We start from the raw sequence: 15,397 nt of genomic DNA on the forward strand, positions 1-15,397 counted from the left end.
TCATGCAGACCAATTTCAACGCTCTCCAGCTTGGCGATCCGAATATCGCGCGCGCCGACGAGATCTTGCGCCGCTGCGTGCATTGCGGGCTGTGCACGGCCACCTGTCCGACCTATGTGCTGACCGGCGACGAGCGCGACAGCCCGCGCGGTCGCATCTATCTCATGAAGCAGATGTTCGAGGGCCGCGACGTCACTCCGACGACGGTGCATCACATCGACCGCTGCCTCTCCTGCCTTGGCTGCATGACCGCCTGTCCGAGCGAAGTCGACTATATGCATCTCGTCGATCTCGCCCGCGTGCGCATCGAGCAGCGCGGTCACCGCTCCACCAAGCAGCGCATGACCCGCTGGTTCCTCAGCCGCGTGCTGCCGAACCCCAACCGCTTCCGCCTCATGCTGACGCTCGGCTGGTTCGCCAAGCCCTTCCGCGACGTGATCGCCAAGATGGGCTTCCGCCGGATCGCCGCGGCGCTGGCGCTCGTGCCGCCTGGCGCCCTGAAGCTGAAAATCCTGAAGCCGAAATCCGCATTCAATCCCAAGGCGCCCCAGGCCAAGCGCGTCGCCATCATGCTCGGCTGCGTGCAGGAGGTGCTGGCGCCCGCCATCAATCTCGCCGCCATCCGCCTGCTCAGGCGGCACGGCGTGGACGTCATGGTGGTCAAGGACGAGGCCTGCTGTGGCGCGCTGGTGCATCACATGGGCCGCGAAGAGGAGGCGCGCACCTTCGCTCGCCACAATATCGATGCCTGGACCGCCGTCATGCGCGAGCGCCTGCTCGACGCCATCGTGCTGACCGCCGGCGGTTGCGGCACCATGATCAAGGATTACGGCAATCTGCTCGCCCGCGACCGCGGCTATGCCGAGCGCGCCGAATATGTCTCCGGCCTCGCCAAGGACGTCACCGAGTTCCTCGACGATATCGGCCTCAATCCGCCGGTGATGTGGACCGGCCTGAAGGTGGCCTATCACGGCGCCTGCTCGCTGCAGCACGGCCAGCGCCTGGACGAGCTGCCACGCCGCCTGCTGGAGCAAGCCGGCTATACGCTGACCGACATCCCCGAGGGTCATCTGTGCTGCGGCTCGGCCGGCACCTACAACATTCTGGAGCCGGAGCTGTCCGGCGAGCTGCGCGACCGCAAGCTGAAGAATATCGAGGCCATCGCGCCCGACGTCATCGTCACCGGCAATATCGGCTGCATGGCGCAGCTCAAGGCCGGCACCGACATCCCCTTCGTGCATACCGTCGAGCTGCTCGATTGGGCCACCGGCGGCCCTGTCCGCCGGCCCTCATCAAGATGAAGGACGCGGCCCATCCCATCGAAGCCCTGGTGGAGATGGCCAAGGCCGCGGCCAAGGAGCGCGCCCTGGCCGATTAGGGCCTGGACGCGCTGGGGACACCCTTGCTTGCTGGCGGGGGATCGATGGGCTAGAACGCGGCGGCTGGAGCCCCTTTAGAATCAGCCGCATCCTCCCATGACCAAAAAAGACGCGATCCCTCGCCCAGAGGCCCGCCTGCCGAAGGGTTTGCAGGACATTTCGGCGCAAGAAATCCGCGCCACGGAAGCGATGCTCGGCACCATCAAGGGTGTTTTCGAGGCCTATGGCTTCGAGCCGTTGGACACGCCGGCCATCGAATATACCGACGCGCTCGGCAAGTTCCTGCCCGACCAGGACCGGCCTAACGAAGGCGTGTTCTCTTTCCAGGACGACGACGAGCAATGGCTGTCGCTGCGCTACGACCTGACGGCGCCGCTCGCCCGATTCGTGGCCGAGAACTACCAGGCGATCCCGAAGCCCTTCCGCCGCTACCAGGTGGGCCCCGTGTGGCGCAACGAGAAGCCGGGGCCCGGGCGCTTCCGCCAGTTCATGCAGTTCGATGCCGACACGGTCGGCGCGGCCTCCATTGCCGCCGACGCCGAGCTCTGCATGCTCGCCGCCGATGTGCTCGAGGCGCTCGGCATCCCACGCGGGCAGTATGTGGTGAAGATCGGCAGCCGCAAGATTCTCGACGGCGTGCTGGAGCGCGCCGGCGTGAGCGCCGCGGATAAAGGCAAGCACCTCACGGTCCTGCGCGCCATCGACAAGCTCGACCGCCTCGGCGTCGAAGGGGTGCGTCTGCTTCTAGGCGAGGGCCGCAAGGACGAGTCCGGCGACTTCACCAAGGGCGCGGGCCTCGCCGGGAAGCAGATCGACGCGATCGTCTCCTTCGTCGAGGCGTCCGGCGGCGACCGCGATCAGACGCTTGGTGGCCTCAAGAGCCTGGTCGAAGGTTCCGCGGTCGGCGAGGAAGGTGTCGGCGAGGTCTCCGCCATGCACGATCTCCTGACGGCGGCCGGCTTCGGCTCTGACCGCATCGTCATCGACCCGTCCGTGGTGCGCGGGCTCGAATATTACACCGGCCCCGTTTTCGAGGCGGAGCTGACCGCGCCCATCAAGGACAAGCGCGGGCAACAGGTGCGGCTCGGCTCGGTGGTGAGCGGCGGCCGCTACGACGGCCTGGTCGAGCGCTTCACCGGCGAGCAAGTGCCGGCAACCGGCGTCTCGGTCGGCGTGTCGCGGCTTCTCTTCGGTCTCCAGCTTCTCGGCAAGTACCAGGGCGACGAGGTGCAAGGCCCGGTCATCGTGCTGGTCTTTGACAAGGACCGCATGGCTGACTATCAGAAAATGGCGCAAAGCCTGCGTGCCGCCGGCATCCGCGCCGAACTTTATCTCGGCTCCTCGGGCATGAAGGCGCAGATGAAATATGCCGACCGCCGCGGCGCCCCGTGCGCCATCATCCAAGGCAGCGACGAGAAGGCGCGCGGCGAGGTGCAGATCAAGGATCTCGTGCTCGGCGCCACGCTCACCTCGATCGAGACCGCGAGGAATATCTGAAGCAGCAGGCGCTCGCGCAGTTCGCCGTGCCCGAGGCCGACCTCGTCAAGGCGGTCAAGGGCGTCATCGCCCGGCACAAGGCGTAAGCGCCATGGCCGCAGAATCGGCACAGAATTTCGAGGCTCTCGAAGCCCAGGCCCGTGCTTTGCTCGACCTGTTCGCGCGCGCCGGTTACGAGCCGGTTGCGCCGTCGGTGCTACAGCCGGCCGGCGTGTTCCTCGACCAGATCGGCGAGCAGGTAAGGGGACGCACTTACGTCTTTACCGACCTGGCCGGCGAGGAGCTGTGCCTGCGCCCCGACCTGACCGTGCCGGTGTCGCGGCTCTATCTCGAGCGTCACCCCGAGGCCGATCGGGCCGCGCGCTATTGCTATAACGGGCCGGCCTTCCGCTTTCAGCCGCTCGGCCAGAGCCGCACCCACCCGCGCGAGTTCCGCCAGGCCGGCATCGAGTGCTTCGGCGCGCCGGACAAGGAAAGCGCCGATGTCGAGGTGGTGCTGCTCGCCGTAGAAGCTGTCCGCAGCGCGGGGCTTCGCGAGTTCTGGCTGCGCTTCGGCGATATCGCCCTGTTCTATGCGCTGGTCGATGCGCTCGGCCTGCCCGAGCGCTGGCGGCTCAAGCTGCGGCACTATTTTTGGCGGCCGCCCGTGTTCCACAATCTGCTCGACCGGCTGGCGAAGGGCGAGCGCCCCGACGGCGACGGCCCGGCTTCGGCCTTGGCCGCGACGCTCGCCGGCGAGCGCCCGAGCGTGCCGGGGAGCTGGTCGCGGCCTATCTCGAGACACAAGGCATTCCGCTCGCCGGCAACCGCTCCTTGGGCGAGATCGCCGAGCGGCTGCTTGACCACGCCGCCGATCTTCGCGCCGACCCGCTGCCGAAAGAGGTGGCGACGGTGATCGACTATTTCCTGGCCGTCGCCGCGCCGCCGCGCGAGGCCGCCGACAAGGTCGCCATGATCGCCAAAGGGGCGGGGTTGGATATCGACGGCGCCCTCGACGCGACCTTGCGCCGCTTCGACCGGCTGGCCCGCGACGGCATCGATCTCGGCAGGGCGACCTTCGCCACCGAGTTCGGCCGCAAGCTCGAATATTATTCCGGCCTGGTGTTCCAGATCGACGGCGCCGGCATGGACGAGACCGAGCCGGTGGCCGGTGGCGGCCGCTATGACGGATTGCTGGCGGCGCTCGGCGCCCCGCGCCCGGTGCCGGCGGTCGGTTCCGCCATTCACACCGAGCGCCTGCTCGCCGCCGTGGAAAGGGCCGCGTGATGGCCGCGCCCTCCCTCGTCATCGCCGTCCCCTCCAAGGGACGCCTCAAAGAGCAGGCGGCCGAGATGTTCGCGCGCGCCGGCCTGAGCTTGCGCATCAAAGGTCACGAGCGCGGCTATCGCGGCCAGCTCGAAGGGCTCGGCGACGTGGAGGTGGAATACACTTCCGCGGGCGAGATCGTGCACCAGCTCAAGGCCGGACGTGTTCACTTGGGCATTACCGGCGAGGATCTGGTGCGCGAGACGCTGGCCGATGTCGATGCCACGGTCGAGTTCCTGAAGCCGCTCGGCTTCGGTCACGCCGATGTGGTGGTCGCGGTGCCGGAGTGCTGGCTCGACGTGTCGCGCATGGCGGACCTGGAGGATGTCGCCGCCCAGTTCACGCGGACCCATGGCCGGCCGCTGCGCGTCGCCACCAAATATATGAACCTGACGCGCCGCTTCTTCGCCGCCAAGGGTGTCACCGGCTACCGCATCGTCGAGAGCGTCGGCGCCACCGAGGCGACGCCCGCCACCGGCACGGCCGAGCTCATCGTCGACATCACCTCGACCGGCACGACGCTGACGGCGAACCACCTCAAAGTGCTGGAAGACGGTCTGATCCTGAAGTCGCAGGCGCATCTGCTGGCGGCGAAGGGCGCCGTCTGGACGCCGGAGGCCGCCAAGCGCCGCGACGAGATTCTGGGACGGATACAGACGTCCTAGAGGGCGCTTCACACTTTGTTGTGAAGAGTTGTGGCTACAGACGGGGCCGTCCGCGCGCTAAGACCCATCACAGGCTCTTCCCGTCCGGCAAGGAGGTCACGATGCTCATTCGCTTGATTGTGGCGGCGGCCATCGCCGCAGGCCTGGTGGCGCCGGCGCTCGCCGCGCCGTCGCGCATCGTCATTCTGCGCCATGGCGAGAAGGCCGACGACTGGAAGCTGTGCGAGATCGGCAAGCAGCGCGCCCAGGCGCTGAGGCTCAACTATCTCGGCAAGGATGCCGCCAAGTCGCTGTTCACCGAGGACGCGCCGCCCGCCTACTTCTTCGGCATCACGCTCCATACCGCCGAGCTCGCCACGCCCGCGGTCGACAGTTGGGGCAAGCCCCTCATCTTCTATTCGGTGTTTCCCATCGACGACGCCAAGAAGATGACCGATACCCTCAACGAGCGGACACAAGAGGCGGCGCGCAACATCCTGGTCAATCCGGCGCTCAAGGGCAAAACGATCGTGATGGTGTGGGAGCACAAGCACATCGCCAACAAGGAGCTCGACGCCAAATATCAGCGCGAGGCGGCGGTGACGCTGCGCCAGCTCTTCCATCTCGACATCCTGCCGGGCGTGCCGCGCGAATGGCCGGACGAGACTTACGATTATTTTTGGATCGTCGACTTCCCCGACAACTCGAACGTGCCGTCCAAGTTCACCATGGTGAAGCAGGAGTTCGGCAAGTCGTTTCCCCAGGTGCCGGCCAATGATTGGGGCAAGCCCGACGGCCTCGACGCCAAGACAGGCTGCATGGTGAAGGACTGAGCTAGGCCGGCGGCAGCGCTGGCGCGCGGCGCTCGTCCTCCGAACCGTCTCCGGCCTCGTGTGCCGTCTTCGATTCGGCGAGGCGATGCGCGCCGTTCTCATCGGGCGAGAGCCTGAAATGCCGCCCGTGAAACTGGGTGAGGCTCGCCCGGTGGCCGATGGAGACGATCGCCGTATCCGGCAGCGTCTCCATCAACAGGCGATACAGCTTCGCCTCCGAGGCCTCGTCGAGCGCGCTGGTCGCCTCGTCGAGGAACAGCCATTGCGGCTTCTGCAGCAGCGCCCGGGCGATGGACAGCCGCTGCTGCTCGCCGCCCGACAACTTATCGGCCCAATAGGCGGTGGTATCGAGCTCACCGCGCAGGTCTCCGAGCCCGACGGTGTCCAGCACGCCTTCGATCTCGTCTTCCGTGAAGGCGCTTTGCCCGCCCGGATAGGCCAGCGCCCCGCGCAACGTGCCGAGCGGCAGATAAGGCCGCTGGGGCAGCACCAGCACGCTCGCGCCCTTGGGCACGCGGACGGTGCCGGTGCCGAACGGCCAAACCCCGCCCAGCGCCCGGAACAGGCTGGTCTTGCCCGAGCCCGACGGTCCCGTCACCAGCACCCGCTCGCCGGGCTTGATGACGAGGTCGGTCAGGTGGACGATCTCCTGGCCGTTGGGCAGGCCCACGGCGAGCTGATCGACATGCAGCGTGCCGGCGCCGTCGCTGACGAACTCCACCTGCGGCGCCGTCTCGTCGAGCCCTTGCGCCCAGTCGATCGACTCCTCGAATCCCGTCAGCCGGTCGAGCACGGCCTTCCAGTCGGCGATGCTCGAATAGGCGGAGACGAAGAAGGACAGCGCGCTCTGCACCTGGCTGAAGGCTTGCGCGATCTGCATCAGCCCGCCGAGCGTCAGCGCCCCGAAGAAATAGACCGGGCTCACCACCAGGAACGGAAAGATGATCGCGACCTGGCTATAGCCGGCGGTGAGAAAGGTGAGGCGCTTGGTGCGGCTCATGATGCCGTACCAGTTGCGCATCACATGGCCGAAGCGGTCGAGCAGGTGCTCTTCCTCGGCCGGCTCGCCGGCGAGCAGCGTCACCTCCTCGGCGTTCTCCCGCAGGCGCACGAGGCTGAAGCGGAAATCGGCCTCGTAGCGTTGCTGATCGAAGTTGAGCTTGATCAGCGGGCGGCCGACCAGATGCGTGACCCAGGTGCCGAGGGCCGAATAGATCAGCGCCGCCCAAACCAGATAGCCGGGAATTTCGTAGGACGCATCGCCGATCATCAGCGGCGTGGCCGCCGACAAGGTCCACAGGATCACCACGAAGGAGATCAGCGTGACGATCGAGCCGAGGAGCGCGATGCCGATGCTGAGCGTGCCGTCGATGAACTGCTTGATGTCCTCGGCGATGCGCTGATCGGGGTTGTCGGCCTGGTCGCCCTTGAGGCGCATGCGGTAATGGGTGCCGCCGGCCAGCCAGCGCCCGAGATAGGCCTCCGTCAGCCAACGCCGCCAGCGGATCTGCAACCATTGTTGCAGATAGAGCTGGTAGACCGCGGTGACGATGAACAGCACGGCGAGCACGGTGAAAACCAGGAACTGGTAGAGGAAGGTGTTCCAGTCCTTCTCCTGCAGCGCGGTGTAGAAGGTGTTGTACCAGGCGTTGAAGCGGACGTTCAGCCACACCTGGAACAGCTGCAGCGCGATGACCACGGTCAGCAGGCCGCGCCCCCACCAGCGGTCGTCGCCGCGGAAATAGGGGAGGGCGATACGGGCAAATTGCTTGGCCGTGGTCCGAAACTTCGCCATGCGTGAGACGACCTCGACAGGCTCCGGTCAGGAGCGGGGCTGGCGGACGATAGGGCCAGAGCGTGGTGTGTGGGAAATTACCATTCCGTAAGCAAGCGGCATCGCCGGCCGGATGCAAAAAGGGGCGGCTAAAGGCCGCCCCTTCCGCTGTCGCTTTAGACTGTAGAGCCTTGGCGGCGCCTACATCATGTCCATGCCGCCCATGCCGCCCATGCCGCCGCCCGGCATGCCATGGCCATGGCCGTCGCTGTCCTTCTTCGGCGCCTCGGCCACGCCCGCCTCGGTGGTGACCAGGAGGCCCGCCACGGAGGCCGCGTCCTGGAGCGCCGTGCGCACGACCTTGGCCGGGTCGATGATGCCCTTCTGGATCAGGTCCACATAGGTGTCGTTCTGCGCGTCGTAGCCGTAGGACGCCGACTTCTGGTCGAGCACCTTGCCGACCACGATGGAGCCTTCGACGCCGGCATTCTCCGCGATCTGGCGGATCGGCGCCTGGAGCGCGCGGCGCACGATATTGATGCCCGCCTCCTGGTCGTCGTTGTCGCCCTTGACCTTGATGCCCTTGGAGGCATGCAGCAGAGCGACACCGCCGCCCGGCACGATGCCTTCCTCGACGGCCGCGCGGGTCGCGTTCAACGCATCGTCGACGCGGATCCTTCTTCTCCTTAACCTCGATCTCGGTGGCGCCGCGACCTTGATCACGGCCACGCCGCCGGCGAGCTTCGCCAGGCGCTCTTGCAGCTTCTCGCGGTCGTAGTCGGAGGTGGTGTCCTCGATCTGCTGCTTGATCTGGCCGACGCGCGCCTCGATCTCGTCCTTCTTGCCGCCGCCGCGCACGATCGTGGTGTCGTCCTTGGTGATGGTGACGCGCTTGGCCTTGCCGAGCATCTGGATGGTGACGTTCTCGAGCTTGATGCCGAGATCCTCGGAGATCATCTCGCCGCCGGTCAGCACGGCGATGTCTTGGAGCATGGCCTTGCGGCGATCGCCGAAGCCTGGCGCCTTGACGGCGGCGACCTTCAGACCGCCGCGCAGCTTGTTGACCACGAGCGTGGCCAGGGCCTCGCCCTCGACGTCCTCGGCGATGACCAGAAGCGGACGGCCCGACTGCACCACCGACTCAAGCAGCGGCAGCATGGCCTGGAGACCCGACAGCTTCTTTTCGTAGATGAGGATGTACGGGTTATCGAGCTCGGCGATCATCTTCTCGGCATTGGTGATGAAGTAGGGCGAGATGTAGCCGCGATCGAACTGCATGCCCTCGACCACTTCGAGCTCCGAGTCGAGGCTCTTGGCTTCCTCGACGGTGATGACGCCTTCGTTGCCGACCTTCTGCATGGCCTTGGCGATCATGTCACCGATGGACTTCTCGCCGTTGGCGGAGATCGTGCCGACCTGGGCGATCTCGGCGGAGCCGCTGACCTGCTTCGACTGCTTGCGGATGGCCTCGACGACCTCGATCACGGCCTTGTCGATGCCGCGCTTCAAATCCATCGGGTTCATGCCGGCGGCGACCGCCTTCAGGCCCTCGCGTACGATGGACTGCGCCAGCACGGTCGCGGTCGTGGTGCCGTCGCCGGCGGTCTCGTTGGTCTTCTGGGCGACCTCTTTCAGCATCTGCGCGCCCATGTTCTCGAACTTATCCTCGAGTTCGATCTCCTTGGCCACGGTGACGCCGTCCTTGGTCGAGCGCGGCGCGCCGAACGACTTCTCGATGATCACGTTGCGGCCCTTGGGGCCGAGCGTCACCTTGACCGCGTTGGCCAAGATATCGACGCCGCGCAACATGCGCTCGCGGGCATCGGCGGCAAATCTCACATCTTTCGCTACCATCTGAGTTTGTTCCTTCTTGAGCTTCGAGCCTCATCCCGAGAAGCGAAAGCCGCGTCTCCAAGGATGGGCGGTTGATTGGGGAGGTGGGCTAGCCGAGGATGCCCATGATGTCCGACTCCTTCATGATGAGAAGGTCGTCGCCATCGATCTTGACCTCGGTGCCCGACCACTTGCCGAACAGCACCGTGTCGCCGGCCTTCACGCCCATGGGCTGAAGCTTGCCGTCCTCGCCGCGGGCACCGGGCCCGGCGGAGACGACTTTGCCGGTTTGCGGCTTCTCTGCCGCCGTGTCCGGGATGATGATCCCGCCTTTCGTCTTCTGCTCCTCCTCGAGCCGCTTGACCACGACGCGGTCGTGCAAGGGACGGAATTTCATGGATTCTGCTCCTATTCGCTGGAACTGCCGCTTCTGGCACTCCCAAAGAGCGAGTGCCAATCAAGCCGCTTGTAATAGCGGGCGCCGCGAGGTGTCAAGGTGACACACAGGGAGACCGAGCGGGCCCGAAGGCTCGCTTGATGCCGGAACAGCGTTAAGAATCCGGTAAGGGGCGGACATCGCGGCCCTTAGGACGTGAACAGCCGAGCAGCGCCAAGCCCAAGATAGATAAGAATGAACGTGCCGATCACCGCGAGGGCCAGTCCGTGAATCCAAATACCGGCCCGGCGATAGATGAGGTCGGAGAACGGGTTGGGCAGGTGCTCGAAATGCTCGGCGGTGAAGCTGCTGGCGATTTCCGCATGCCGCCGCATCATCAGCCACCCATGGACGGTGATCAGGAACCACGCCGTGCTGATCAGAAGGCCGGCCGCGATGACGGCGAGCGCCGCCCAGCGGCTCGTCGCGAAGGCCGCCGGGCTCAGCGCCAGCGCCCCGACGATCAGCGAATTGGCGACCAGCAACGCGTTGTGCCGCGCCCAGATCGTCTCGCGCTCCGAGTTGATCAAATCCACATAGGCCTGGAACAGCGTGCCTTATCGGCGAGGTCGGCGGGTTCATGCGTGGGCATGGGACATATCTGCCACGGCGCCCGAGCCCGCGCCAGTTTCTCCCTTAAGGGGCAAGCCGGCGGGTGAAGGAGACGAGGTAGGCCGGCGAGCGGATCTGGAAGATCGGATCGCTGGCCGGGCCGGCGATGCCGTCCACCACATTGCCGGGGAGGAAGCTGAAGGCGTTGCAGGTCGCATCCGGCGCGATCGCGTCGATGCTGATCTTGCCGAGCGGCGCGGTCGGGCGGCCGTCCTCGTCGTCCCACCGGAGCGTGGGATCGGTGGTCTGATCGCCGTCCTTGCCGATGATCGCGGTGAGATCGAAGACCACCGGCCCCTTGGCGAGGCGGTCCTTGAGTTCCTCGGCGTAGAAATCCGGGCCCTTGGCTTCGGCCTCCTCGGGCGTGAGTCCGAGTTCGCCCGCCTCCGGGATGAGCTTGTACTTCACCAGCGTGGTTTCGCCGGCGGCGTTGGTGAAGGTGAAGCCGTGCACGCCCCAATAATCCACCCCGGCAAAGCTCGCCGGCACGGGATGCGAGGTGAGCCATGCCTTCTGCCGCGTCGAGGCCGGGTGGCTCTCGAAGAACGCCTTGATCTTGTCCTGATCGCCCGAACCGACGGTCTCCAACAATTCCACGAACTGCTCGGGGGTCTGCACGAAGAAGACCGGCGCCGAGATCGTCACCAGGTCGGTGCTTGCGCCGTCGCCCAGATCGAATCGGATGGCGAACCCGCGGACATTGTCCTGGGCATTGTCCGGCGCCTTGGCGTTGCCGCCGCCGAGGGAGAAGCGGGCGGTGATGGGCACCGGCTTGCTGAAATGCGGGGCCTTCGACAGCTTCGGCGCATCCGCCGCGGGCGTGAACGTGCCCGAGAGGCAAATGCCCTTGGTATGGGCGGCGCGCTGGCCGGCATTCTTGCCGAACACGTCGTTCAAGGCATTGACGAGGTCCGCCGGGCCAGCGGGAACCTTGGCGGGCTCGGCCATGGCGCCCGGCGCGGCACCCATGGCCAGAACGCCGAGAAGAACGAGGAGAGTGCGAGCGGAGCGAAACGCGGTACGGACGATCACGAAGGACATGGCGGAGATCCCTGTTGCGGAGCCTTGAGCGCCAGGGAGTCTAGTCCGGGAAGCACTGTCACAGAGGACACGCTTTCTTGAGCACCGCGTGTCACGGCGCCGCATCCCGGCCAGCGCCGCGCGCGTACCTACGCTGCCGAGGTGAGGGGCAGCTCGATACAGCAGCGCAAGCCCTCGGGCTTCCAGTCCAGCACCGCCTCGCCGGACGCTTGCCGCTTGGTCAGCCGCTCGATCAGCCGGACGCCGAATCCCCGTGCCCCCGGAGCCTCGACCGGCGGCCCGCCATGTTCCGTCCACTTCATGACCAGCGCCGGGCCCTCGTCGGACGGCGTGCGCGCGCTGAAACACAGCTCGACGCGTCCGGTGCCGTTGGACAGGGCGCCGTATTTGATGGCGTTGGTGGCGAGCTCGTGGAGCACGAGAACCACGGTCTGCGCGTCATGCGTGCCGAGCATGATCCGGTTGTTGCTGAGGTCGACCCGTCCCCATACGCCGAGCGGCGACAGCGCCTTCTCCACGAGGGATTCGAGCGGGATCGCCTGCCACTCGGCCCGAATGAGCAGCTCATGGGCGGCGGCGAGCGTGTTCAGCCGCGCCTGGAACGCGCTCACGAACCCGAGCGCCTCGGGGCGTCCCTCGCTCGTCATGTTGACCAAGCTGCTGACCACCGAAAACAGATTCTTCATGCGGTGCGAAAGTTCGCGCGTAAGCAGATCGTAGGCGCCCTGGGCGAGCCGCCGATCGGTCACGTCGAGGCAGAGACCCGCCAGAACCGTCGCGATGCCGTCCTCGCCGAGCTCGAGAACCTGGCCTTGATAGCTGAGCCAGCGCAGCGTGCCGTCGCCGTCCTGGGCAGCCCGGAACTCGTGGACGAAAGGCCCTTCGTTGCGCAACGCCTCGCCCAAGGCGACCTTGAACAGCGGGATATCGTCGCTATGGATGCAGTTGAAGAAGCGGGCCGCGTCGATTTGCGAGATATCTGGGGACAGCCCGAGCATCGCCGCCAGCCTGGCGCTGACCTTGATGACGCCGCTATCGAGGTCCCATTCCCACAGCCCGGCGCCCGCAGCCTCGACGGCCCGAACCATTTGCCCGGGCTCGGACATGAAAAAATTGGCCCCAGCGCTTCGGCCGGGGCCATTGCTAGACTTCATCATGTGGGAGCTGAGAGATATGTAGGCCGTGGCTCTTGCCTCTTGGCCGCGGGAGGGCGCGGCAGCTGCGAGTGATGCTGGAGTCTTACGCGCGCCCCGGAAAGCCGTCTTTTAACTTTGACACATGGCTCGAACGCGAGGCAGTTGATGGCATGCTCACGGCCACCCCCTTCAGCTACGAGGTGCAATGTTCGCGATGCCCGCTCAGGACTTGCGAGGTGTTTCAGCCCGCGACCGATGACGAGCTTGCCTCCATCTCCACGTTGAAGGCGGGGGAGCTCCGCACCGGGCCGGCCTCGACGGTGCTCCAGGAAGGCATCCCCTCGGACCAGCTGTTCACGCTGCTGGAAGGTTGGGCCTTCCGGTATAAATCCTTGGACGATGGCCGGCGGCAGATCACCAGCTTCGCCCTACCGGGCGATTTCCTCGGCATCCAGGGCTCGATGCAAGGCGAGATGGATCACTCGGTCGAGACCCTCACCCCGGCCGTGCTGTGCAGCTTTCCGCGCAAACGCGTCTGGGAGCTGTTCCAGAAGGCGCCGAGCCTGGCGTTCGACATCACCTGGCTCTCGGCGCGTCACGAGAGCATGCTCAACGAGCATTTGCTGAGCCTTGGCCGCAGGAACGCCGTGGAGTGCGCCGCTTATTACCTCCTGCATTTATATCTGCGGGCTGACGACGTCGGCCTGGTGACCGAGGGCAAGGTGCGCTTTCCGTTCACGCAAGACCACCTCGCCGATGCGCTGGGCTTGTCGCTCGTGCATACCAACAAGACCCTGAAGCGGCTGTCGGAGCGCGGCCTCGTGCAGTGGGAGCATGGCTGGTGCTTCATTCCGGACGTTGCGGCTTTGGCGGACATCGCTAAATTCGATCTGGAGCAGCCGCGCACGCGCCCGTTGCTCTGATCGGGAAGACCGGAACGGCCAAGCTCGCGCGGATTCTCGGCCGTCTCCGCTGACCGGCGGGCGCGGCTTGGCCTCGTCGCGCTTGGCTGCTATCACAGGTGAGCGGCGGCCAGAATGATGTTGCGTTGCAGCAGCGTGTCGCCCATGATTCCGTGCGAGGGGGTGGCGCGCATATGCAAGACGGCATCACCATGTCTCCGAGACAAAGCCCCTCCTCAGGAGGCTAGCCATGCTTGACGTGATCGTCCTGATTGCCATGGGCATCGTCGCGGTCGCGTTCGCCGCGGGTCTCACGCTTCAGGCCGGTCTTCCGCTGCTGCCGGTGCTGATCGCCACCGCGGCGCTCTTTCTCGTCATGGCCGCGTCCTTTCTCAAGCTCGGCGGCGCGTCTCGCTCCGGCGGCGGCGAACGGCTCGACGAGCTGGAAGAAGCGCTCGAGATCATCGATAGCGACTTGCAGCGCATCGACCGGGTCGAGGACGATGTCGCCCGTCTCGATATGCTGTCGGACCGCGTCGAGCGTCTCGATCAGGCATTGGGTGGCGCCGCGCCATCGCAGATTCCCGGCGGCCAGGCCCGCGTCGAGGAACTCGCCACCGAGTTCGAGAATGTCTATGCGCGGATCGAGGCGTTGCGCGCCGATGTGGATGCCGAGAATCGCAGCCAGCGCGAGCGGATCGCGGGCGATCTCGCCGGTCTCGAAGGCTTGATCAAGCAGCTCTCCGGGGATTTGGCCTCTGACGTGGACCTGACGCGCGAGAAACCCGCACGCGAGACTTTGGCGCGCGAAACTCTGGCGCGCGAGACGTGGTCCGCGCCGCCTGTGGTCGAGGCGGACGAGATCGAGATCGAGGAGATCGAGGTCGAGAGTTCCGACGAACCGCTGACGGTCTTTGACGAGCCCATCGCGGCGCTCGAACTTGAGCCGGAGTCAGAAACGGAGCCGGAACCCGAACCCGAGGAGACGGCCGACGACGCCTTTGCCGGTGAGACGGATGATGACACCGGGGCGTTGCCGCCGCTTTCTTTGGGCGATGCCGAGCTGTTCGAGGCGGACGAGGCCGAGGAGCTTGCGGCGAGCGAAGCCGCCGAGAGCGAGCCTGACGACACCGGGACCGCGGAGAGCGAGCCAGCCGCCACCGGCTTCGCCGTCGACGATGACGATGAGGAAGCCGACAATCGGATGCTTCGGACCATCCACCGGGCGGTCGAAGGCGGCCTCATCGAGCTTTATCTGCAGCCGACGGTCACGCTGCCCGACCGCAAGGTCCAATATTTCGAGGCCCTCACGCGCATCAGAACCGCGGACGACGCACTCGTGCTGCCCGGAGAGTATGTGCCCGTGGCCAAGCGGGCGGGTCTCATGCCGCTCATCGACAATGTGCTGCTGGTGCGGAGCGTACAGGCTTTGCGCCGGCTTGCGCCGAAGTCGAAGGTTCAGGGCGTGTTCGGCAACGTTTCCATGCACTCGCTGCTCGACCCCGACTATTTCCCCGAGCTCGTCGAGTTCATGGAGGAGAATAGCAGCCTGAGCGAGAGCCTGGTTTTCGAGGTGAGCCAGGCCGAGATGCTCGGCCTGACCGAGGGCGAGCTCAGTTGCCTCGATACCCTGGGCGCCCTCGGCTACGGCTTCTGTCTCGACAACGTGTCGGATCTCGACGCCGATTTCGCCGGCTTGAGCGACCGCTATTTCCGCCACATCAAGATCAGCGCCGCCAAGTTCCTGGACGGACCGGGACGGACCGCCGCCGACCTGAAGCGCCATCTCGACAGCCTCGGCATGCAGCTCATCATCGAGAAGGTCGAGGAGGAAGGCGACGTGGCCGAGCTGCTCGACCACGGTATCGAGCTGGCGCAAGGCTATCTCTTCGGCGCGCCGGCACCGATGAGCGAAGCCCTATCACGCGCGCCGGAGGATGCCGGCGCGGCGTGACGAGCAGCGCCGAAGCGCTTTTAGCCTTCCTGTCGGACCTCTCGCCCGCGC

At 66.0% G+C, this 15,397-nt stretch carries 13 protein-coding genes and 1 pseudogene; 8 read left to right on the forward strand and 6 right to left on the reverse strand.

The window, feature by feature from the left end; all coding sequences use genetic code 11:
• The first annotated feature begins 2 nt into the window (after positions 1 to 2).
• The 6 genes and pseudogenes from glcF to AUC69_RS07485 all read left to right on the forward strand — a co-directional run bounded on the left by glcF (position 3) and on the right by AUC69_RS07485 (position 5,658).
• Positions 3 to 1,301 (forward strand): glycolate oxidase subunit GlcF, encoded by a 1,299-nt coding sequence (glcF, locus tag AUC69_RS07465; protein ID WP_069441600.1) that lies wholly within the window; start codon positions 3 to 5, stop codon positions 1,299 to 1,301.
• A gap of 174 nt (positions 1,302 to 1,475) precedes the next feature.
• Positions 1,476 to 2,962: pseudogene (gene hisS, locus AUC69_RS07470) on the forward strand (histidine--tRNA ligase).
• Positions 2,963 to 2,967: 5 nt separating this feature from the next.
• Entirely contained in the window at positions 2,968 to 3,771 is an 804-nt protein-coding gene (locus AUC69_RS07475; protein ID WP_083239219.1) for an ATP phosphoribosyltransferase regulatory subunit, read from the forward strand.
• Entirely contained in the window at positions 3,759 to 4,142 is a 384-nt protein-coding gene (locus AUC69_RS17395) for an ATP phosphoribosyltransferase regulatory subunit (protein ID WP_158008047.1), read from the forward strand. The genes AUC69_RS07475 and AUC69_RS17395 overlap by 13 nt, the downstream gene beginning before the upstream one ends.
• Positions 4,142 to 4,846 carry an ATP phosphoribosyltransferase gene (hisG, locus tag AUC69_RS07480; RefSeq protein WP_069441601.1) on the forward strand — a complete coding sequence of 235 codons (705 nt, stop codon included), beginning with the start codon at positions 4,142 to 4,144 and terminating at the stop codon, positions 4,844 to 4,846. The genes AUC69_RS17395 and hisG overlap by 1 nt, the downstream gene beginning before the upstream one ends.
• A 101-nt stretch (positions 4,847 to 4,947) precedes the next feature.
• On the forward strand, positions 4,948 to 5,658 hold the full coding sequence (locus AUC69_RS07485; protein ID WP_069441602.1) for a hypothetical protein: 711 nt from the start codon (positions 4,948 to 4,950) through the stop codon (positions 5,656 to 5,658).
• A 1-nt stretch (position 5,659) separates the two neighbouring features.
• On the opposite strand, the gene AUC69_RS07490 is transcribed toward AUC69_RS07485, so the two are convergent.
• The 6 genes from AUC69_RS07490 to AUC69_RS07515 all read right to left on the reverse strand — a co-directional run bounded on the left by AUC69_RS07490 (position 5,660) and on the right by AUC69_RS07515 (position 12,442).
• Positions 5,660 to 7,453 carry an ABC transporter ATP-binding protein/permease gene (locus AUC69_RS07490; RefSeq protein ID WP_069441603.1) on the reverse strand — a complete coding sequence of 598 codons (1,794 nt, stop codon included), beginning with the start codon at positions 7,451 to 7,453 and terminating at the stop codon, positions 5,660 to 5,662.
• Between the two features lie 180 nt (positions 7,454 to 7,633).
• A complete protein-coding gene (gene groL / locus AUC69_RS07495; protein ID WP_069441604.1) occupies positions 7,634 to 9,286 on the reverse strand; it encodes a chaperonin GroEL in 1,653 nt (550 codons plus the stop codon).
• An 88-nt stretch (positions 9,287 to 9,374) separates the two neighbouring features.
• Positions 9,375 to 9,662 (reverse strand): co-chaperone GroES, encoded by a 288-nt coding sequence (locus tag AUC69_RS07500; protein WP_069441605.1) that lies wholly within the window; start codon positions 9,660 to 9,662, stop codon positions 9,375 to 9,377.
• A gap of 188 nt (positions 9,663 to 9,850) precedes the next feature.
• Complete coding sequence (locus tag AUC69_RS07505) at positions 9,851 to 10,252, reverse strand: RipA family octameric membrane protein (protein WP_483127765.1); 402 nt, start codon at positions 10,250 to 10,252, stop codon at positions 9,851 to 9,853.
• Positions 10,253 to 10,337: 85 nt separating this feature from the next.
• On the reverse strand, positions 10,338 to 11,354 hold the full coding sequence (locus tag AUC69_RS07510) for a catalase family peroxidase (protein WP_244500154.1): 1,017 nt from the start codon (positions 11,352 to 11,354) through the stop codon (positions 10,338 to 10,340).
• A gap of 128 nt (positions 11,355 to 11,482) precedes the next feature.
• Complete coding sequence (locus AUC69_RS07515; RefSeq protein ID WP_069441607.1) at positions 11,483 to 12,442, reverse strand: HWE histidine kinase domain-containing protein; 960 nt, start codon at positions 12,440 to 12,442, stop codon at positions 11,483 to 11,485.
• A gap of 218 nt (positions 12,443 to 12,660) precedes the next feature.
• Here AUC69_RS07515 and AUC69_RS07520 point away from each other — a divergent pair, with 218 nt between their 5' ends.
• Both AUC69_RS07520 and AUC69_RS07525 read left to right on the forward strand, forming a co-directional pair.
• Positions 12,661 to 13,413 (forward strand): Crp/Fnr family transcriptional regulator, encoded by a 753-nt coding sequence (locus tag AUC69_RS07520; RefSeq protein ID WP_069441608.1) that lies wholly within the window; start codon positions 12,661 to 12,663, stop codon positions 13,411 to 13,413.
• 229 nt (positions 13,414 to 13,642) lie between these two features.
• Positions 13,643 to 15,346, forward strand: coding sequence for an EAL domain-containing protein (locus AUC69_RS07525; protein WP_069441609.1), 1,704 nt, complete (start codon positions 13,643 to 13,645; stop codon positions 15,344 to 15,346).
• Positions 15,347 to 15,397 lie beyond the last annotated feature (51 nt).

The sequence above is a fragment of the Methyloceanibacter superfactus genome, from assembly GCF_001723305.1.
In the GTDB taxonomy this organism is placed as follows: domain Bacteria; phylum Pseudomonadota; class Alphaproteobacteria; order Rhizobiales; family Methyloligellaceae; genus Methyloceanibacter; species Methyloceanibacter superfactus.